Origin of the sequence: Virgibacillus dokdonensis (assembly GCF_900166595.1) — a bacterium.
In the GTDB taxonomy this organism is placed as follows: domain Bacteria; phylum Bacillota; class Bacilli; order Bacillales; family Amphibacillaceae; genus Virgibacillus; species Virgibacillus dokdonensis.
Genome location: NZ_LT745762.1, coordinates 179,257 through 201,119 on the forward strand (window position 1 = coordinate 179,257; position 21,863 = coordinate 201,119).

The 21,863-nt window shown below is 38.8% G+C and carries 15 protein-coding genes and 1 pseudogene; 4 read left to right on the forward strand and 12 right to left on the reverse strand.

The window, feature by feature from the left end; all coding sequences use genetic code 11:
- Positions 1-192 precede the first annotated feature (192 nt).
- The 3 genes from B2C77_RS01240 to dacB all read right to left on the reverse strand — a co-directional run bounded on the left by B2C77_RS01240 (position 193) and on the right by dacB (position 2,909).
- Positions 193-972 (reverse strand): AAA family ATPase, encoded by a 780-nt coding sequence (locus B2C77_RS01240; RefSeq protein ID WP_077701998.1) that lies wholly within the window; start codon positions 970-972, stop codon positions 193-195.
- Between the two features lie 71 nt (positions 973-1,043).
- Positions 1,044-1,367, reverse strand: coding sequence for an alanine-zipper protein (locus B2C77_RS22445; protein WP_367946631.1), 324 nt, complete (start codon positions 1,365-1,367; stop codon positions 1,044-1,046).
- Between the two features lie 12 nt (positions 1,368-1,379).
- Positions 1,380-2,909, reverse strand: a complete 1,530-nt coding sequence (dacB, locus tag B2C77_RS01245; RefSeq protein ID WP_077702000.1) for a D-alanyl-D-alanine carboxypeptidase/D-alanyl-D-alanine endopeptidase — start codon at positions 2,907-2,909, stop codon at positions 1,380-1,382.
- A 444-nt stretch (positions 2,910-3,353) separates the two neighbouring features.
- On the opposite strand from dacB, the gene B2C77_RS01250 reads away from it, so the two are divergent.
- On the forward strand, positions 3,354-3,713 hold the full coding sequence (locus B2C77_RS01250) for a Lin0512 family protein (RefSeq protein WP_077702001.1): 360 nt from the start codon (positions 3,354-3,356) through the stop codon (positions 3,711-3,713).
- Positions 3,714-3,984: 271 nt separating this feature from the next.
- Here the strand turns inward: B2C77_RS01250 and B2C77_RS01255 are convergent, their stop codons facing one another.
- Positions 3,985-9,723: a SpaA isopeptide-forming pilin-related protein gene (locus tag B2C77_RS01255; RefSeq protein ID WP_176087254.1), complete on the reverse strand. Its 5,739-nt coding sequence runs from the start codon at positions 9,721-9,723 to the stop codon at positions 3,985-3,987.
- Between the two features lie 1,414 nt (positions 9,724-11,137).
- On the opposite strand from B2C77_RS01255, the gene B2C77_RS01265 reads away from it, so the two are divergent.
- Positions 11,138-12,109 (forward strand): IS30 family transposase, encoded by a 972-nt coding sequence (locus B2C77_RS01265; RefSeq protein ID WP_077702006.1) that lies wholly within the window; start codon positions 11,138-11,140, stop codon positions 12,107-12,109.
- 287 nt (positions 12,110-12,396) lie between these two features.
- On the opposite strand, the gene B2C77_RS01270 is transcribed toward B2C77_RS01265, so the two are convergent.
- Complete coding sequence (locus tag B2C77_RS01270; protein WP_077702007.1) at positions 12,397-13,263, reverse strand: SDR family oxidoreductase; 867 nt, start codon at positions 13,261-13,263, stop codon at positions 12,397-12,399.
- 539 nt (positions 13,264-13,802) lie between these two features.
- On the opposite strand from B2C77_RS01270, the gene B2C77_RS01275 reads away from it, so the two are divergent.
- Both B2C77_RS01275 and B2C77_RS22450 read left to right on the forward strand, forming a co-directional pair.
- Positions 13,803-14,372, forward strand: a complete 570-nt coding sequence (locus B2C77_RS01275) for a histidine phosphatase family protein (protein WP_077702010.1) — start codon at positions 13,803-13,805, stop codon at positions 14,370-14,372.
- 216 nt (positions 14,373-14,588) lie between these two features.
- Positions 14,589-14,864 (forward strand): annotated as a pseudogene (locus B2C77_RS22450) (VOC family protein); the annotation flags it as partial.
- A gap of 228 nt (positions 14,865-15,092) precedes the next feature.
- Here B2C77_RS22450 and cysC read toward each other — a convergent pair.
- The 7 genes from cysC to cobA form a co-directional block, all read right to left on the reverse strand.
- The gene (cysC, locus tag B2C77_RS01285) at positions 15,093-15,698 is read right to left on the reverse strand and encodes an adenylyl-sulfate kinase (protein ID WP_077702015.1); all 606 of its coding nucleotides are present in this window, start codon (positions 15,696-15,698) and stop codon (positions 15,093-15,095) included.
- 10 nt (positions 15,699-15,708) lie between these two features.
- On the reverse strand, positions 15,709-17,487 hold the full coding sequence (locus tag B2C77_RS01290; RefSeq protein WP_077702016.1) for an SLC13 family permease: 1,779 nt from the start codon (positions 17,485-17,487) through the stop codon (positions 15,709-15,711).
- An 18-nt stretch (positions 17,488-17,505) separates the two neighbouring features.
- Positions 17,506-18,678 (reverse strand): sulfate adenylyltransferase, encoded by a 1,173-nt coding sequence (gene sat / locus B2C77_RS01295; RefSeq protein WP_077702018.1) that lies wholly within the window; start codon positions 18,676-18,678, stop codon positions 17,506-17,508.
- Between the two features lie 162 nt (positions 18,679-18,840).
- The gene (locus B2C77_RS01300; RefSeq protein ID WP_077702021.1) at positions 18,841-19,653 is read right to left on the reverse strand and encodes a uroporphyrinogen-III synthase; all 813 of its coding nucleotides are present in this window, start codon (positions 19,651-19,653) and stop codon (positions 18,841-18,843) included.
- Positions 19,637-20,278: an NAD(P)-binding protein gene (locus B2C77_RS01305; RefSeq protein WP_077702024.1), complete on the reverse strand. Its 642-nt coding sequence runs from the start codon at positions 20,276-20,278 to the stop codon at positions 19,637-19,639. The genes B2C77_RS01300 and B2C77_RS01305 overlap by 17 nt, the downstream gene beginning before the upstream one ends.
- Positions 20,279-20,308: 30 nt before the next feature.
- Positions 20,309-21,040, reverse strand: coding sequence for a sirohydrochlorin chelatase (locus B2C77_RS01310; RefSeq protein WP_077702026.1), 732 nt, complete (start codon positions 21,038-21,040; stop codon positions 20,309-20,311).
- A gap of 17 nt (positions 21,041-21,057) precedes the next feature.
- Positions 21,058-21,837: a uroporphyrinogen-III C-methyltransferase gene (gene cobA / locus B2C77_RS01315; protein ID WP_077702144.1), complete on the reverse strand. Its 780-nt coding sequence runs from the start codon at positions 21,835-21,837 to the stop codon at positions 21,058-21,060.
- Between the last annotated feature and the right edge of the window lie 26 nt (positions 21,838-21,863).

The following is a 21,863-nucleotide window of genomic DNA, read 5'->3' on the forward strand; positions in this document are numbered from 1 at the left end:
TTTCATTGGAATGATTTTTTTCTCGTTGGTGGGTTATTTTTCGATTTTAAGAGTTTTTATTTCGCTATCGGAATTTTGTTATATGCGATAACCATGGCGCTTGAATTATATATTACCTATGAGCATCAAGCGAAAAGCTAAGGATGGCGATTAATTTATCGCCACCTTAGCAATCGCTTTTTAGCCTTTACATTATTCAAACAAGTGGTGGAGCATGCGCTGCTTATTTTCAAAAAACTGTGCCATCACCTTGTAATGACTCGTTTGCTCCAATTCTGTTTCCTGCATACCATCTTCCGTTAGCTCCAAAATACTCGCACTCGGATAAGCCATCAATATCGGTGAATGCGTAGAAATAACAAATTGCGAACCATCCTCCACAAGATCATGAATCCGTCTTAACATTGATAGTTGCCGTAACGGCGACAACGCCGATTCAGGCTCATCTAAAATATATAACCCATTCCCTTGAAAACGGTGCATAAACGTCGCAAAGAAAGCCTCCCCATGAGACTGCTCGTGCAAAGATGTTCCACCAAAGGAATCAATAATCCTCGGTCCTCCTGATGCAAATTCATCTAATTCTTCTATGTTAGTAGCTACATTATAAAAGGACTCCGCCCGAAAGAAAAAGTAATCTTGCGGCTGATACGCTCCGCGCGCAATCTTAATATATTGATCCAATGACGAATGAGAATCATAGCTGGAAAAATTAAAATTTTTCGACCCGCCTTCAGGGTTAAACCCTAACGCAATCGCAATTGCTTCCAATAAAGTAGATTTTCCCAATCCATTTTCACCAATCATATATGTCACATTCGGATGAAAATAAATCCCAGGAAAATCCTTTATCACTGGCAAATGAAATGGAAATGCATCAGCATTTGCAGGTAACCGATCTTTTTTTAAATGAACGGTTTTTAAAAATGCTGTATCTGACGTTAGTTTTGGCACACCTATCACCTCAATCATAACCGTTGCTTTTTATTTTAGCATGAAGCTATGGTTTGGGATAGATGTATTAACAAGCAGAGCAAGTAGCTTTATCGCGAGGGAGCGTTTTCCGAGCAAAAGCGAGCGACTTCCCACGGGGGGCGAGCGTTTTTCGCGCGGGGGCGAGCGTTTTCCGCACGAGGGTGAGCGTTTTCTGCGCGGGAACGAGCGTTTTTCGCACGAGGGTGAGCGTTTTCCGCGCGGGGGTGAGCGTTTTTCGCACGAGGGTGAGCGTTTTCCGCGCGGGGGTGAGCGTTTTTCGCACGAGGGTGAGCGTTTTTCGCACGAAGGCGAGCGTTTTTCGCACGAAGGCGAGCGTTTTCCGCGCGGGGGTGAGCGTTTTCCGCGCGGGGGTGAGGGCGGGCAATTTTTATATTTTATACCTCTTACTCCAGCTCATGAGCTGCTAAAGTGGAGGCGATTTGATCTTCAATTGCCGTTATTTCCTCGCTTGATCCAATATAGTTATTAATCATAATTGAAAAAATGAGTGGTTGTTGATCCTTTGTAGTGACGTATCCAGATAGTGTTGACATTCCTTTAAGAGAGCCTGTTTTTGCGATGACATTTCCTTTTGCGGGTGCTTCCTGCATTCGATGCCGTAATGTTCCACCGACTAGTCTATCTTCCACGCCAGCTACTGGTAAGGAATTTTTAAACAGTGGAAACCATTCCTGCTCTTGTACATGGTACAATACTTGCAAAAGTTCGCTAGCAGGAATCATATTTTTGTGTGACATACCAGATCCATCGCGTAGTAGCATCGTGTCGGTGCTTGCACCAAACTGCTCCATTACTTGTTCCATTACTGCAAGCCCTTTTTTCCAGCTTCCTTCTCCATGAACAACTTTTCCCATTTCTTTGGTTAACACTTCGCCATGCCCATTATTGCTTAGTTTCATAAAAGGGATGAGCAAATCTTTAAGGGGCATTGACTCTTTCTCTGTTAATATAGTGCTGTTAACTGGAGCTGCTTTCATGAATGCCTCAGTTTTACCAATAAAGTCAATACCTTCCTCGTGTAGTGTTTTCTGGAATACGTCTAGCGTATACATTGTCGGCTCCCAAACGGCAACCCATGACCTCACTTGTGTAGCTTTTTTTGGCATAGTTCCCTCTACAATGATTCTGTTCGTCCCGTGTTCTCTCTCTATAGCAATATCTTTCGGCTTATCTGCATCTACAATCTGTGTGCGATTTACAATTTTAATGTAATCTGTTTTAGGCGTTACTTCGATGATTGCTTTTCCACTTTCGGTGGCCTGTGGTAAAACATGGACAATTACAGTGCCTGCATCATAATCTTGATTCGGAGAAAGCGTTAAAGCAGACACTTGCGCACCTGTATAAAATGACTCGTCAGACCAATTTAAATCTTGGGAAAGCCGTTCATCATCATACCAAGTATCATCTGCAATAATATTTCCTTTCACTTTACGAATTCCTTGTTCCTTCATATCTACCGCCATCTGCTTCATATCACTTTTTAATAACGTCGGGTCACCTTTTCCTTGTAAAAATAAGTCACCGTGCAACACTTTTCCTTTCACTTTCCCGTTCGTTCGCACTTGTGTGGTGAATTGGTAATTTTCTCCCAATATTTCTAATGCGGCAACCGATGTTAAGAGTTTCATGTTTGATGCAGGGTGCAAACGTCTGTCGCTGTTTTCGGAAAATAGAATATCTCCTGTATTAGCATGCATGACGCTTACAGATGTTGTTGTACCATCTAACCGTTTATTTGTTAATATTTTGGAGAGTTTCTCCTCCAAGGAATTTGCTTGCACTTCTGCATTCTCTGTTGCGTTAGACACCTTTGTAAATACAAATTCATCTTGAATAGCAATTGGAATAATAGCTAGTACGATAATAGCTAGGATAAGTAGCGTGCTTTTTTTACAAATTTTCCATCCCATAAAAGACCATCTCCTTTTTAGAAAAATATCAAAGTCTTTATGTCGATAAAACGCCGTCGTTTTGCTTTAATTTTATTCTTGTGCAAAAAATCTAGGTTGCAATTCACAGCTAATCCAATTCATTTGGTATTTACAACTAGCCAATTACATATTACTAGTAAGGAATTGAGGTAAAAGCTTGGACATACAGCATATGTCATTTAAGCCTTTTTAATACATTTTAATCAAACCAAATCGAGACATCGATGTGTCATGCTTAGTCGGCTTTGTAAAATCTACTTAAAGCTATGCCTTAAAAAGTGCTATTATGTTGTGTACCATCATATGAAGATATGCATCAAAGACAATTAGTATGAGGGTAATGTTTAAAAGGCATTTTCACTGGGAACGTTGAAAAGAATATTACATGATGCGGAAATAATTTAATCAAAAAGGAGTTTTATCATGAATCAAATTCTATTTATTCAAACTGGCATGGGGATTGATGTGCATGGGCAAAATATTACAAAAGCTGCTGTAAGAGCCGTAGAAAATGCTATCTGGTTCAATTCTATGCCTGGCATTGAATACAGCCTTCCTGAACAAAAGCTTGAAAATATGAAAGTAAATGTAAGATTAGCTGTTCCATTAGATCGTAACTTGCTTGATACAGAAAAAGTAAAAGCTGTCGTTCCTTATGGATCCGTTACGGTGGATGTAACCGATGGCGGTATGGCCACCTCAAGTGGGGTTATTTTGAAAGATAAAAATGACGAAAATGACTTAATGTATATGGTAAATGCTGCTGTTGAAGTAGGGTATTAAAAAGAATATGCGATACAATTTGCTGATTCACCTTCTACAATGAGATGCACTTTAGCATATCCAATCCGGCTAACACTAAGTTTTTACCACCATAAATAACATTTTATTCTAGCTTGTATTTATACGGCAAATCTAAAGATTGGTACAAAAAATCCGAACTTAATATAAAATTCTACAGGAAGAATTTGAATAAGTTCGGATTTTCTAATTCAGTAGATACATAGAATGACGTTCATTCTTATTCTAATACATCATCGGGAGTATCTATTATTTATGCCTTTCGACGTCTTGAAATGATTAGGAACCCACCAACGATAAATAGCGAAACCCCTAAAATCATCATGTAACGTAGCCATTCTTCTCCAGTTTGAGGAAGTTTTCCTCCTATTTTCTCTCCTGCTTTACTCGGATCATCCTTACTACTTTCAGTATTTTTCTGTGGTGGCTCATTGTCATTATTTCCTGAATCCGTTACAGGCTCTTCTGGATTGATTGTATTTTCTACTTTCAATTGTAAAGAATTTTCCTGGCTAAATGCAATTGTAAACGGAATTGGCGTCGCATCTAGCTTGTAATGCTCTGGCGCTTGCGTTTCTATAAATTGATACTTGCCTGGTTTTAAGTTCTCTACAACGATTTTACCTGCTTTATCCGTTGTGAGATCTTCTTGTAACGTTTCTCCTGCTTCATTTTGTAGTTCGAACACTGCTCCTGCCAATGTTTTATCCTCGTCATCTGCATCTACTTTGACAAGTTCAACAGATCCTCGGATAAGCTCATTTGTTGCTTTTACCGCAGCTACTTTGACATCAGCTTCCGTTTTACTTTTTTCAATTGTAAACGGAATTGGCGTCGCATCTAGCTCGTAATGCTCTGGCGCTTTGGTTTCCACAAACTGATAGTTGCCTGGTTTTAAGTTCTCTACAACGATCTTTCCTTCTTTATCCGTTGTTAAGTCTTTTTTAACCGTTTCCCCTCCTTCATTCTGCAACTCAAATACCGCTCCTGCCAAGGCTTTTTCCTCGTCATCTTCATCTACTTTTACAAGTTCAACAGATCCTCGGATAAGCTCATTTGTTGCTTTTACCGCAGCTACCTTGACATCGGCTTTCGTTTTACTCTTTTCAATTGTAAACGGAATTGGTGTCGTATCTAGCTTGTAGTACTCTGGCGCTTTGGTTTCCACAAACTGATAGTTACCTGGTTTCAAGTTCTCTACAACGATTTTACCTGCTTTATCCGTTGTGAGATCTTCTTGTAACGTCTTGCCTGCTTCATTTTGTAGTTCGAACACCGCTCCTGCTAACGGTGCATGATTGTTATCTTGATCTGCCTTTGTTAACTCAGCCTTACCAGTAATTAGCTTATTCTTTGCGGTAATGCGCAGTTGCTCTTTTTGGCTCTTTTCAATCTCAAATGCAATTGGATCAGCATCTAACTCGTAATAAGCTGGAGCTTTTGTTTCTACAAATTGATACGTACCTGGACGCAAATTTTCTACAACGATTTTTCCATTTTCATCCGTTGTTATGTCTTTTTTAACCGTATCTCCTGCTTCATTTTGTAGCTCGAATACCGCTCCTGCCAAGGTTTTATCCTCATCATCTTCATCTACTTTGACAAGTTCAACAGATCCTGGGATAAGCTCATTTGTTGCTTTTACCGCAGCTACTTTGACATCGGCTTCCATTTTACTTTTTTCAATGGTAAACGGAATTGGTGTCGTATCTAGCTTGTAGTGCTCTGGCGCTTTTGTTTCTACAAACTGATACTTACCTGGCTTCAAGTTTTCTACAACAAGCTTTCCTTCTTTATTCGTTGTGAGATCTTCTTGTAACGTCTTGCCTGCTTCATTTTGTAGTTCAAATACAGCGCCATCGAGTTTCATTGCTTTGTCATCCTTATCAACCTTTGTCAGCTCCACCTTACCACGAATAAGCTCATTATTCGCCGTTACGGTTACTGTACTCGAATCGCCAGCTTTTATAGTAAACGATACTGGTTCTTCGTTAAGCTGATAATATGTTGGCGCTTTGGTTTCCACAAATTGGTACGTGCCTGGTTGTAAATTCGTAACAAAAATTCTCCCGTCTTCGTCTGTTCGTAACAACGGCTCGACAACAGAACCATCTTCGCGCTCTAATTTAAACGCAGCACCTTCTAAACGATTTCCATTTTCTTTTGCAAGCTTCGTTAATTCCACAGAAGCAAGTTTTTTATTCTTTGCTGTTAAGGTCCGAATTTCCGTTTGTTTTTCACCAATAGTAAAGGGAATTGGTTCCGTATTTAGCTCATACCCATTCGGTGCTTTCGTTTCGACAAATTGATATTCACCAGGTTCTAAATCACCTTTGTAAATTATTCCCGCTGGATTTGTTGTTAGACGATCAATGACTTTATAAGCGTCACCTACTTTTTGCTGTAGAGCAAACGTCGCTCCTGATAAACTCGCTCCTGTTTCTTCATCAATTTTATTTAACTGTACATTGCGAATGATTTTAGCGTTCGTTACCGTGAGCTGATTTCCTACTTCTACTTCACTACCCTCTACATAGGATTCATCAATCACGATTCCACGTTGCTTCTGCTCAATGAGATAACCATCTGGGGCGCCTTCTTCAATCAATGTGTACGTTCCATAAAGCAATCGATCAAAAACAACTTTACCATCTTCATCGGTTGTTTTCGTACCAACCGTAATGCCACTTTCTTGATCTTTCAGCGTAAACGTCGCTCCAGGGAGTGAGTCGCCAGTATCACGATTGGTTTTATGAACAGTTAGTCTGCCGATTTCTCCAGTACCTTCGCCCATACCATTCGTTCGCTCCACTTTTACTGTATCTTGAGACTCATTGATAACCTCATCAATGTTTTCTCCATTAAAAGATATATTGTTACTTACCGTCTTTCCTGGTTTCTCCAAAATCATGGATTGATATTCTAATATATACGGCTCATTAATTTCTTCTGTAAACTTTAGTGTAAACGTTTCAGGATTTTGCTCTAAATCCAAGGTGTAATCCTTGTTAAGCTCTAATAACTCTCCCTTGGTAACTTTACCTGCTTCATCTACAGATGTTGCGTATAGATGGAAAGAATCTTCCAGTAACGCTTGATTATTACTTGGTTTGTCATCAATGGTAGCATTGCTTACTTGAGACTGGCCAAAGTTTATATTAACCTTCCAATCGATCATTTTTCCGTTCTGATTTCCTGATTTTTCTGTATACTTTCCGCCATACGGAATGGATACAGAAGCATCTAGTTCCGTTTCTTGTTGATTTCCATTGTAAAGGTTCGCTGTATTATGGTAGTTTTTTGCAACTAAATCTAAATCATTTAGACTTGTTTTGTACTCTATCAAATACGGTTGGTTGATCTCTTTTACAAAATTAATCTGAAATCCTGGCTCACCTTGTTCATTTTCCATAAATTCTATGGAGTAATCCTCACCTGGTACGGCTTCTTTTTTCTTTGTTCCATTTTTCCCACCAGTAAGCTCCATTAAATGTACGGTTATGGAGTCTTGCAATAGTTGCTGATTACCTTGAATAAAATCTTTAACAACCGCATTATCTAGCGTTTTTAAATTATAATTGACACCTATGTTCCAAGTGATTTCCTTTGTTACTGCATTATAGGAACCATTTTTAAAGCCGTTCTGCTTTGTGTACTCATCCGGTGTAAATTTATTCTTAGCACTTTTATCTTTAGGTTCTCCATTCGCATCATCCCAAGACAGATTAGCTTGGTTAATAAAGTCCTCACTCTTATTTGCAAGTTGGTCATAATCAAATGTTGTCGTATAGTTGATCCAATGTGGTTCCGTTATTGTATTCTTAAATTGAATTACAAATTGATCCGCTTCATTTTTAGAAATAATATAATCTGTTCCTTCTTCTAATGCCCCGCCTTCTTTTTGAATCCTGAAAAAGTTACCAGATTCTTCATCCTTTAATAAAGTTAGACCTTTATTGGTAAAAACATCTTCTAGAACAACGTTGCTCATCTTTTGACTATCATGATTAAAGGAAATTTGCCACTCCACCGTTTTATCCTTATAATTTGGATTACTATGGTTTTTGAATAAGATCATCTGACCAATTTGTTGCTTACCTTCATCCGTATGCTCTCCACTATTTACCGTATTAATTATTTCCTCGCCATCAAACACGCGCTCAGAAGCTTTCGTTTTGTAAACAATTTTATAGGCAGAAGAAATATCTTCGTTAAACTGTAAATGGAAACCATTTTTTCCATCTTGTTGCCTCGGGGTTACTGTATAGTTAGTAACAAATTTCCCTTTACCTACTTCTTTTCCATTCTCGTTCAGCGTGATTTCTCTCACTTCAAACGAGTCTTCCACCAACTCTTGGCTGCCATTAAAAAAGTCTTTTAACAGTGCAGCTTTTTGAGCAATGTTTTTCTGATTATAGTTATAGCGAATTTCCCAAGTGATTTCTTGGTTATCACGATCATAATCTACAGCTTTTTTTTCTAAAGCTTTACCTCTGCCAACCTTTACAGTTGCATCGGCACGTACATCATCAAAACTTTCCCCTGTTAACGTGGCTTTGTTTTTGAAGGTATCATCATCTTCATTTGTAATTTCTGTTACATATACGAGACGATAAGCGGAACGAATATCATCCTTAAATGCAATCGCAAAGTCTTTCCCACCAGCTGTTTTTCCTATGGTATAAGAGTTAGGATCAACTTCTTCGCCTTGAGTCACTTCGCCATTAAGCTTTGTCTCTAAATGATATAGTTTGATCGATCCTTCTTTAAGCGCTTGCCCTTCTTCAATCGGATCGATTAACTTCGCATTACGAATCGTCTCTAGCGTTTTGTTGAAATCAACCGTCCATTCAATTTCTTCCGCATTATAGGAACGATTCGGGATCCCTTTTTTCTCCACAGCTGAACCGCCTGGGTTAAAATCGATTGGAATGGTCATGGATTCTTTGCCTTCAATTGGTGTAATCACTAATTCTTTGTCTTTGTTAATAACGGTTTCTTCGCTTAACTCTGTCCAAATCTCAAAGTTTCCACTAATTTTGGAATATTCTTCAATGAACTTGGTAAACTCTATCGTCGCTGTTCCATCTTTTGTGACAGATAGATAGCCAATTGTTTTTCCATCGAATTTCATTTCTGCATGATCAACCTTACTATAAACGTCTAACTCTGATGGTACTTGAAAACTGTACGTATCGCCCTCTTTATATCCATGTCGATTCGGTAATTCCCACCAATATTTTATAGCAATGATCGAACCTAGACCTGGTTTTTCTATGGGCTCACCTGTTTCAGCAGTTTCATAGGTTACCTCATAGCGAGTTAATATATCCTCTTCAATCGCCTTTAACGGAGCAACTTTTTCTGAAGCTTGTTCTGCTGTCTTCTGCTGTTCTTCCTCAACAGGCTCCTCTACTTCTGCTTCCGAATTTGCCTTTTCATCACTGTTTTCTTTTTCCTTGGCATCTGTAGCATTTTCCGCTGTTTGTTCTTCGTCAGAACCTGTTTCATCTTGATTCACTGCTGAATCGCCTGCCTGCTGTTGTTCATCAGCTTCTGTATCTTCTGCCGTCTTCGCTATTTTAACAGCAAACGTTCCGCTCGCTTCAGGGAGTTGATGAATTTCCTTATTAAAACGAATGGTTAACGTATTATCTTTATCTACAACATAACTACCCACTTCCGTTTCTGCTACCAATAGCTTCTCTTCCTGCTTTTCATCAATTTTTATAGCAGTAGGGAGTTGATCGGTATAATCCTTATTTGGTTCGGCAGCTATACCTTGAACGGACCAATCTACTTTTAAATGTGTTGCTTGTTGTATATCTTCTAATGGAACAATTTTCCCTGATGTATCCATTAATTCCATATTATTAATTAATCCATCATTGCTTATGCCTTGCGCGTTAATTTGCATGGGAAAGGCTAGGCTACTGGAAATTGTTTGTAATAAAAGAAATACAATAAAAAGCACACTTAACTGTTTCTTCAAAATGCTACCCCTTTCCATATCTTCGTTCGTCGTTTTCCACAAGTGTTAAAACGAGCGATCATTCCTTTAACATCGTACTTTCACTAAACTTACTCCCACACCTATATACCCATATAGGTATGAAAATCCTTGTCATACTTAAATAGAACCTACTCTTTACATTAAATAGGTTCAGACGAGACCACTTTTTTACGGCGTCTATATTTCATCGATGATTGCTTTCTTGTTTGTTGAAAGAACCTTTGTAAAACTGATACACAAATATAGAACGCGAGATCTGTTTTTTGTTCTCAATCCCTCCTTATTTTTCTTCCTTGTTCTCTGCATTTACTGAAGTAATACTAGTTCATGAGGTTTTGTATCTTTTCATTTGCTTCCGTATTACCAAATTAGACACAAATCTTCATTTCACCCGTACCCCCATATGATTTATGCCTTTTACATGTCACACATATAGTCTGTGTCACACAAGTTATTCTCTCTATGTCTATAACTTTTCCGCTAAATTATACTAAATCAAACTATACAAAAACTATACAAAATAAGCCGTTAACAACAAGTGAAAGACTAATATAAAAAATTATAGCGCTTTCGTTTAAATACACTTGAAGTATAGAATGAATTCAGCTTCGTTCTTAATAAAGAAACATATGGGCAATTCTCTTAGTGGATGTATCTCATTTGAATTATGTATAAAAACATTCTGTAAGCGATCCTTAATAGGTGGTAAAAATTCATACAAGCCATATCCGTTTCTTATGGAGAAAGATTCATTCTTTTCGAAGAACGAACAAAGAGGGTATTTTGCAGAATATGGTAGAATGATAATACTACACGCTTCATTTACAACGAGGGATTTGGAGAAAAGCTACATGTTTGATTCGTTAGAAAAACTTGGCTTGTCGCCAAGTCCTTATGGCGTAGTTTTTCTTATACTATAAACCTTTAAACTTTTATACTTTCCTATAGTGGAACAAAGGCTCGAGGGCCCGTTTAGCAACGTAGACTGGAACGAATCAACTGAGATAAAGGAATCACGGTGAGGAACAAACCGATGATGACTTATCTTAGGGCAATGGAGTGAAGTCGCCTAGTTGTTGGGCGCTGGAGCCGGACGGGGCTATTTCGTTGAATCCGCATGCCAAAGCAACAAATTTTATACTAAAATAAGCACATATTTTAACAGAAAGCAGATAAAAAACGGTGCCAGCTATTCAAGAATGAACGTAACAAGCGTGCTTGTTAGAAAAACTTGACTGATATCATATCCAAAGATGTTTTTTCTTAAACTAAAATCCCCAAATTTGATATTTTTTTATCTTCCTAGATTGTAAAATTAAGCGAGACACCAAAAAAGACATGTCATGATATACTCAACGAATAACCAACCAAAGTTAAGGAGAGTGTATCTGACATGTCCTACACCCATCTTACCAAAACAGAACTGGTATTCATAGAGGAATATCATGAATTCGGCCTTTCTGGTCGAAAAATTGCCAATAAATTAAAGCGTGGCCATGAAGCTGTTTATCGTGTTATTAGACAACTGAAAGAAGGACTTACTGCGATAGACGTTTATCTACAATATCAAGCGAATAAAGCGACATGTGGTCGTAAAAAGATTCAATTAACACCTAACGAAAAAGCCTATATTCATGAAAAAGTCCGCGATGGCTGGACGCCTGATGTAATAATCGGACGAAACGAAAAGACTATCTCCTGCAGCATGCGCACGCTTTATCGAAAGTTTTCATCAGGCGAATTTAACCAAAATGATTTACCTATGCAAGGCAAACGCAAACCAAATGGTCACCAGGAAAGAAGAGGAAAACAAAAATTTCGCCGCACCATCCTTGATCGTGATCACGATCACCCAAATTACAAGAAAGAATTTGGTCATCTAGAAGGAGATACCATTGTGGGACGTCATCACAAGAGCGCTGTTATCACGCTTGTTGAGCGTTTAACAAAATGCATCATCGCAATTAAACCAGCTGGTAGACAGGCAACCAATATTGAAACATCGCTCAATCAATGGTTTGAGCGATTACCAAAACACTTATTTAAGTCCATTATCTTTGACTGCGGGAAAGAGTTTTCCAATTGGAAATCCATCAGCAATGAACAAGATGTTGATATTTATTTTGCAGATCCTGGAACGCCATCCCAAAGGGGGCTAAATGAGCATTCCAACGGTCTTCTGAGAAAGAATGGGCTACCAAAAGAAATGGACTTTAATCCTGTGTCACAAGAGTATATTTCTGAGGTTGCACTCCGACGGAATAACATACCAAGGAAATCATTGAAATACAAAACACCAATGGAGTGTTTCATAGATTATGTCGGTCAGGATTTTGATAAAAGCATGTTGTCTCGCTTAATTTGACAAATCAAACTTGTAAAAAAGATAGGTAACCTTCTAGCGTGGTTTATCAGGTCTTTATACAAAAGCCGAACAATCAAATAATAATTGCTCGGCTTTTATCGCTATCTTAACATCGTTCACTTTCCGCTAATACAACATCTACTTCTTCGGAAAACAAAAGTCGTTTTCTTATGGCATCTGCAACTCGTGCTCATCCTGCAATCTTGACTTCACTAAACGTATACCAATGAGCTATTTATTATTCGTTTTTAATGGACTGTTTTTGTTTTGTCCATATACTAGCCTCATTAAGAGGACGTCCACGTTCCGCCATTAATATGAATAGCTTGTCCTGTCATATAGGAAGCCTCATCTGAAGCTAACATCACATATGGCCATGCATGTTCTGACGGCTGACCAGGTCGATTCATTAGGGTATCTTGACCAAAATTTTCTACACCATCTTCATCAAAAGAGGATGGTATAAGTGGTGTCCAAACTGGACCAGGGGCAACGGAATTAGCACGAATTCCTTTTTTAGCTAAGCTTTGTGCAATACTACGTGTGAATGCAGTAATTGCTCCCTTCGTTGCCGAATAATCCATTAAAATTGGATTTCCTCTATAGGCATTTATGGACGACGTATTAATAATGGAGTCTCCAACATGCATATGGCGAACTGCTGCTTTCGTTAAATAAAATTGAGAGAAGAAGTTAACTCGAAATACATCCTCCATTTGTTCATCGGATATATCTAATATGTCCTCGTGTATAAATTGAATCGCAGCATTGTTAACTAAAATATTAATTTTCCCAAACGCTTCTACCGTCTTTTCCACAAGATTCTGGCAATGGGTAGCACTCTTAATATCACCAGGAAGTAGCATACATTTACCTCCTTCAGCTTCAACGAGTTCTTTTGTTTTTTCTGCATCTTCGTGTTCATCCAAATAAGAGATAGCTACATGAGCACCTTCTTTTGCATATAGAATGGCAACTGCACGCCCAATGCCACTATCTCCTCCAGTTATTAACGCGACTTTGCCTGCTAATTTCTCGGAACCTTTATACTCTAGCGGCTGATGCGGTAATGGATGCATCTCTGATTCCAACCCTGGCTGCCGACTTTGACGTTGGCGTGGTGTGCTACCTTTTTGCATGTTTTCTGGTTTCATATTCTGTCTACCTCCTTCAAATCTTTTTACCATCACGGATAGTGTTCCATTCCACGTGAAATCATCACCCAAACATCATTTGTACCATTTTTAGCATGTAGCAAAGGAAATATACGAAATTATTCAACCTTAGAAGCAAATACTCCATGAAGGGATGTTTCTTTTTGTATGATAGCCTTTAGAAACCATTGGCTTATTGCGAAATCTTTTTTACAGCAAAACTTGTACTTTTGCTTTGTATGTGTAAAATATTTCTCGCGGAAGGTATTAGAGCTAATTTCTAGTCAATAAAGAGAAAGGAGCTCCATTATAGAATAACCAGTTAGTGTAGTGTTTTTCCCAGCGGTCACTAGTTACAGTTTGCTTATGCATTTATAAACAATTGTTAAAAAAGTGTACATAAATAGAGTGATGGAAATATTTGGATTGTAACTATGTAGAGAAAAACTTGACACATACCAATCACATATGCCTTTGTTCGTATCAAGCTTTATTTGCTATAATAAGCGTGAGTGCTATAGATAAGGGAGAGAAGAACCATTACAACGATTTGTTTTATTCGTCACGGACAAACGAATTGGAATAAACAAGGCAAGCTGCAAGGGAAAACAGATATTCCACTAAATGACACTGGGCGAGAGCAAGCACAGGCATGTGGGGAATATTTACATGCTCATGATTATGATATTCTAATCTGTAGTCCTTTACTTCGCGCAAAAGAGACTGCTGACATTATAAATCAGCACTTACATTTGCCAATAATAAAGATGGATGATTTTAAGGAACGCTCTTTCGGTGATGCAGAAGGACTAACGATGGAAGAAAGAAAACATAGATATCCAAGTGGGCATTTCGCTAACCAGGAAGAACGGGTAGATTTTAATCAACGCGTAATGGCTGGAGTTGAGAAGGTAAACGAACAATATCCGCAGCAGCGTGTGTTATTAGTTGCTCATGGCGCTGTTATCAACGCTATTTTAGCTGAAGTTTCTAATGGGGAAATTGGCTCAGGGAAAACATCGCTGATGAATGGTTGTATGAGCAATATCCATTTGAAAGAACAAACTTGGCATATAAAAGATTATAACCAAGTTGATCATTTGCAATAGTGCTATTTTTACTGAGCATGAGACAGGCTGGGGCCTATCGCAATCTATTTGGCGACAAGCCATTGCTTTTCCTTATACGATAAACGGTAAAAATCAAATACTTTCCTATCGTGTGAAAAAAAGTATTTCGTCAGGGGCTTTTTAATGCTATTTCAACGAATCGACACGGTTTTTGTGCTCGTTCCTCATTTAGAAACAGCTTAAAATTGGTATACCAAAGTACTGGAGCTACCAGTTCTATTCGAAGACGTTACAAACAATCGTATCGTTCTAAAGGTAGGAGAGACACCGCTTACTTTATGGAAAGCAGATACAACCTATGAAAGCAATCGTCCACCGCATTTTAACTTTTTCTCAGAAGATATAGAAACAGCGCACAGCCATTTGCGAAATAAGGGCGTTACGGTAGAAGCAATCGAAACATATGATAGTATGAGCTCTTTTGTTTTCTACGATCCTTTCGGCAACAAACTGGAAGTCTGTTCGTTTTAGTAACAAAAAACTATTCTTGGGAGTATGATAAATTCACTGTAAGACCAAAGTACAATTACCCTCCAAGTATCGAACTCCGCTGAAATGACATGTTTTACGAATAGGAAGCCCTATTACGAAGCGTTGGAGCCAGACCTAGAATCACTCTCCAACGCTTTTTCAGTGAGTTTTCGTGTATACGTAGTACTAGCCTCTTCTAATTAAACGGTCATTATTTTCACAATAGACTTATACTGTTAAATATTCCTTTTCCAACAAGTAGTGAATAACCCGTTGCGCTGCTTCTTCCACAGATAATTTCTCTGTATCAATGGTTAACTCAGGAGAAATCGGCGCCTCGTAAGGTGCATCAATACCAGTAAAGCCTGCAATTTCACCAGCTCGTGCTTTTTTATACAACCCCTTTGGATCGCGTTCTTCACATACTTCTAAACGGCATTTCACGTATATTTCAATAAATTCATTACTTGGTAACAGCGCTCTTACCAAATTTCGATCATCTCGATACGGAGAAATAAAAGCAGTTAATGCAAGCACCCCTGCATCAATAAACAGTTTTGATACTTCGCCAATTCTTCGTATATTTTCTGATCGTTCCTCTGCGGTAAACCCAAGATTCTTATTTAACCCATGGCGAATATTATCGCCATCTAACCGATACGTGTGAATACCTAGTTGATAAAGTTTTCTTTCTAACTCTACGGTGATCGTTGATTTTCCAGATCCAGATAACCCTGTAAACCAAAGTACAGCACTTTTATGCTTGTTTCGCTTTTGTCTCATTTCCTTTGTTACTAGAGAACCATGCCAAGAAATATGCTTTGATTTACTCATTTTCTCCCTCCTAAAACCACCAAAAGTATACAATAATTACCGTAATGAACATAACGAGGATACTTAATGGTGTCCCTATTTTCACATAGTCTTTAAATGTGTAACCACCAGGACCATATACAATGAGATTTGTTTGATAACCAATTGGGGTAATAAAACTAGCAGATGCGGCAATCGTCACCGTTACTGCAAAACCCATTGGATCTAAACCCAGTGTTTCCGCCATCTCAAAGGCAATTGGAATCATCAAAATAGCCGCCGCGCTGTTCGTAATGATTTCTGTAAATACATTCGTTACGATATAAATAAGTAACAGTAAGGTAAATAAACCCAGCGGCTTTCCTACAGTTACTATCCCATCAGCAATCCAAGGGGCAAGACCAGACTTCATCGTCGCTATCCCAATACCAAAGGAACAGGCAATAAGCACCAAGACATCAAAATGAATATATTTTTTTATTTCTTCCATCGTAACTACCTTCATTGCTAGCATAACAGCAACGACGATGGTCATTGCTTTAAACATACTTAGCACGCCGATGGTGATGAGTATAATCATGATTAAAAATATAAGGATGGTTAGCCAGCCTTTAAAGGAAGGCCGATGAACCATATGCATGCAATGAAATGGCATAATGACATAAAAATCTTCCGACTGCTGATACTTGTCAATGAAATCAGCTCCTGCTAGCAATAATAAATGATCCCCTGGCTTTAACAAGATATCGCCTATCTTGGATTGGAGCTGTTCATTATTTCGATGAACTGCGATAACTCCAGCATCATATAAAGATCGAAACTTCGCTTGCTTAATGGATTGATAAAGTAAAGAAGATTGGTGCGACACTACAGCTTCTACAATGGTTGAGTGAGCCTTTTTTAATTCATCAACATCCATAGGCTTTCCCATGCTTAATGTTAGCCCTTTCGTTACTTGCACCCCGGTTAATGCCGTAATCAAACCGGTGAAAATAAGACGATCTCCTGCTTGAATTCTGGTTGTCGAGCGAACCGGGAATACGCGTTCTTTATCACGGACAATCCCTAATAAATAAATCCCCTTTAACTCTTTTAATCGTGCCTCTTTTACCGTCTGATTTATCCCTGGAAATGAATTCTCTACGATTAATTCTGCCATATACTCCTTAGAACCTTTTCTTACCTGCTGTTGAAACCCTTTCTGATTAGGCAAGAAATATCTCCCTATGACAATCAAATAAGTAAGCCCGACAACGGTAATGGGAATACCAATAACTGCTAACTGAAAGAGGGAAAATCCATCATACCCGTAATCTATTAGCATGCCATGCACAACGAGATTCGTCGACGTTCCCATCAATGTAATTGTTCCGCCTAAAATAGTTGCATAGGAAAGGGGAATTAAGAATTTAGATGGTGCAATTTGATGCTCCTCACACCAATTTTTAAGCATAGGTGTGAAGGTAACAACAATCGGTGTGTTATTAAAAAAGGCAGAAAGGGCAGATGTCGGTATAAGCACACGAATCATAGCACCTATAAAACGATTACTTTTATTGAGCCAACCTTTCATGATAACCTCAATCATACCGCTTTTCTGCATCGCACCCGCTATTACAAATAAAAGAGCAATGGTAAGCATTCCTTCATTTGAAAAACCAGCCAATGCATCCTCTGGCTTCAAAATACCTGTTACTAACAAGATGGTTAACGCAGTAAACACAATAATGACTGGACGAGCAATATCCATAATAAGCGTACCAATCATGCCACATACTACAACAGCAACAACGATCATTTCATACGACATACGTAATCTTTCCTTTATTTAACGTTGTCTTAAGCCTTCTATTAAAACTTTTGCTACTTCTGGTCGCGAGAACTCCTTTGGCAAATGCTCACCATTACGTAGCTTTTCACGTACTTTCGTTCCACTTAAATGCACGTGGTAAGTTTTATCATGCGGACATGTTTTTTTTGTTGCCATATTTTCGCATGTCGTGCAGTAAAAGGCATGTTCAAAAGCAAATATTTGTATTCCCAGCTCTGCTTCGTATTGACGAATCAACTCCTGTGCTTCATAAGTGCCATAAAAATCGCCAACACCTGCATGGTCTCGCCCAACGATAAAATGTGTGCAACCATAATTTTTTCGGACAATCGCATGTAATATTGCTTCCCTTGGACCAGCATAACGCATCGCTGCGGGATAGATAACTAGTCTTGTTCGATCTGGGGGAAAATATTTATCTAAAATCACCTCATAGCTTTTCATTCGAATCGCAGGTGAAATATCATCCGATTTTGTTTCTCCTACTAAGGGATTAAGTAGTAGACCGTCAACCGATTCTAATGCGCATTTTTGAATATATTCATGGGCACGATGGACTGGATTTCTCGTTTGGAAGCCAACAATCGTTTTCCAGCCTAAATCTTTAAATAATTGCCTTGTTTCCACAGGATCGAGCTGATAATTAGCAAATGGATTATTTGATTTCTTTTGTAGGAGCCGAATAGGTCCAGCTACATATACTTCCCCTTTTTCATAAACTTTTCTCACGCCTGGATGTTCAGGATCGGTGGTGCCATACACTAATTTTGCTTCCTTTTCCTTTTCGTAGTGAAACTTTTCAGTAAGATCTAAGACACCATAAACCTCATTGTCCTCCCCTACAAGAGCAATTTGCTCACCTATCTCTAATGTTTCTGCTTGCGTTTGTTCTACATCTAGCGTGATAGGGATGCTCCAAATCGTTCCATCCTCCAGACGCATTTCTTCTACCACCCTCGTATAATCAGACTTGCCCATGAAACCAATCAGAGGACTAAATCCTCCATTTGCTATCAATTCCAAATCAGATACATGCCAACGATTTAATGTGATTGTTTTTAAGTTCCCTATGATTTGTAAAAACATATCCCGTTCTTCACAATTCACTTGCCTTTGAATTAATTTTCCCCCATGTGGAATGTTACTCACATCTTCCGTTGTTGATCGCAATGAAACTCCCTCCTATTCCTATTTATCAGATTAAGATCTGTAAAACGAGCTGGATCATTGATGACAACAAACAACCAGTACCTAAAAGCCCAATCACTCAGATACTTCGCTCAACCCCTTGTTTAATGGGAAAGACAGAAAACCCTATGAAAAAAACTCTATTTACGAAACAACGTGCTGTTCGTAATAACGGTTCATTTCTATGACCATTCGACCCATTTTTGGTTTTGTTGGATAAAAAACGTTTTGAATATGATAATTTTTTAATTCCTGTGCGGTTACCTTCCCAACTGCTGCAGCTAAGACAAGCTTATGAAATGCAGCTACCACCTGCTTTTGTTCTTCATTAGAGAGAGATTGGAACAGATTCTGAACCTGTTTTTTACTCGTAAAAATGACTGCATCAAGTGATTGATCTATAATCGCAGCTTTTAAAGCAGTTAAGATCTCTGCTTCTGGTTGCCGATAATAATAAGGTTTTGCCAAATAAACGCTGTAGCCTAAATGCTCTAATGCGGCTTGTAACCACGCATCGTCTTGATTATACGCTTGGATATATACACGTTTCCCCTGCTCGTCAGCATGAGCAAGTGTCGATATTAAGTCTTCCATGGTACCATCTTGTGATATAAACGTAGGGGAAATCGCATGCTTTTTTAACCAATGAAGTGTTTTACTACCGCGAACGGCTAGTGTTGTGCGCCCTAGCTTCTGAATAAAATCGGCATCGCAATTTTGACTTTGGGCAACCCTTTCTAAGCTTTCTACGCCTATCCCAGTTGTCAAAATAATAAGATCAAACGGCTCTGATAATAAACAGGAAATATTTTCCACGCATATAGCCTCATCCAATACTTGCTCGCCTTGGATAGAAAAAATCGCAGGGATAGCGTTATTTTTTTGTACTAATGTAGCTATCTGTTCTGCTCTTCGTGTAGCAGCTATACCTATTTTTTTATTACATAACCCTTTCACTAGCATCCACTCCCTCTACGATCTGCTTCAGCGACTGGAGTGCTTGAAGCTGTTTATCTTTACAAAGAAATTCATCAGAAACAAGCGCTTGTAATTGTTTTTTCTGTTGTTGCTTCTCCAATGTGGATTGTTTCAGTAGCTGTCTACTTTGGTATAAAAATTCTACATAGTCTTCATAGTCTTTGTTATAGATAGATTCAAGCTCTTGCTTCATTTTTGCTGCTAGCATTGGACTCGCTTCATTCGTTGAAATGCTAATAGATAATCTTCCTTGCCTGAAATGAGCAGGGAAATGAACAGGGCTTCCTACTGCATCCGAAGCATTATTTACGAGACAACCCGTCGGTGCCGACTCACATACGAATTGGTTCACAGATGGATCATTTGTAGCTGCAATAACGAGCATAGCCTGTGGAATATCCGTAGCCTCGAATGTCTTTTGTCGCCATATAAGAAGGTCTGCTTCCCAATCCGCTCGAATTGCTTGATTAATCGTAGGACTAATAACTGTAATTGGAGCATTACTTTCCTTGATTGTATTTATTCGTCTTGCCGCTATGGTGCCTCCACCAACAATGACGACTTGCTTCTCTTTTAAATCAATCATTAAAGGAATACGCGCCATTTGTATCACATCCTTTTTGTGCTGTTCGTTTTACGATATTGCCTCTATAACACGATCCTTCAATGCTTCTTGCATCACAGGATGCTGGCCTAGCTGCTGACAAACAACGATTTCATTGTCATTAAGCTCCATATCTGCAACCTTTTGATGAATATGTCGCATTAGAAATCCGGTGAACCAGATATATGGGATAATGACGATTTGCGAATTTTTCTCTGTAACAACGGCTTGCAGTTTTTTATCAAAAGACGGTTCACATGCCGCTAAATAACAGGCTTCGATGTGGTTTAGTTTTGTTATTCTTTTCAGCTTTCGTACAATCGTTTCTATATCTATGACCGTTTGTGGATTGCTACTACCTCTGCCTACTAGCAGTACCTTCATATCTGGTCTCTGTTCTGCAATTGCTTGCTCCATGCGCTCAGCTAATAGGTGAATGATTCGATCCTGTACACCGAGAGGCTGACCATAAGAAAATGCAATAGCTGGATATAATCCCCTTTGTTGTGCAATCGCCTGTGGAATATCCTGATAATAATGACCTGCCTGTAATAATAGGACAGGTATAATAGCGATGCTGGTCGCCCCTTGAGCTACCAAATTAGCTATTCCTTGCTTCATATTAGGAGAAGCCAATTCGAGAAAACAGACTTCTTGTAAAGGGACATTTATTTGTTCTTTTATTACTTCTAGAAATGCCACTGCCTCTTCCTTAGCATCAGCATAACGACTTCCATGACTTACATAAAGTACGCCTTGCATAAGATATCCCCCTTTTTTCACGAACTGATTACAGCACCGAGCGGCTCGCTTTCTTCACTTGCCATTTCTTCAAACCACTGTATGTGCTCACGCAACCGAACAACTTCGCCAATAATAAGCATCGCAGGGTTTTTGATCTGTTCTGCTTTCAATGCAATTGTTTCTAACGTACCCGTGACCGTTTGTTGTACTTGTGTTGTTCCATAGTAGATAGCGGCAATTGGTGTCATCGCATCTCTACCATAACGAATTAAATACTTACAAATGTCGGAGAGGTTTTTAACCCCCATATAGATACATAAAGTATCTGTGCCCTTCGCAAGATGTTCCCAATATGCTTCACTATCCTCTTCCGCCCTAGTTACACCCGATACAAAAGCCACAGAGGAACTAATTTGACGGTGGGTTAAAGGGATTCCCGCATAAGCTGGCGCAGCTGATCCAGACGTGATTCCTGGTACAATTTCAAACGGAATTTGATATTTTCTTAACGCTAAAACTTCCTCTCCTCCTCTGCCAAATATAAAAGGATCTCCCCCTTTTAATCTCGTAACTACCTTTCCTTGACTTGCATAATGACAAAGTAATTGGTTAATTTGTTCCTGTTTTAATGCATGATGATCTGGACGCTTCCCACAATAAATACGTGTTGTCTGTTCTGGTGCGTAAGCTAATAATTGTTCATTTACCAAACGATCATATAAAATAACATCTGATTGACTGATGATTTTGACACCCTTGATCGTAATTAAATCAGGATCCCCTGGCCCTGCCCCTACCAAATATACCTTTCCGATAACTCCCTCCACCTCTTTCACCATCA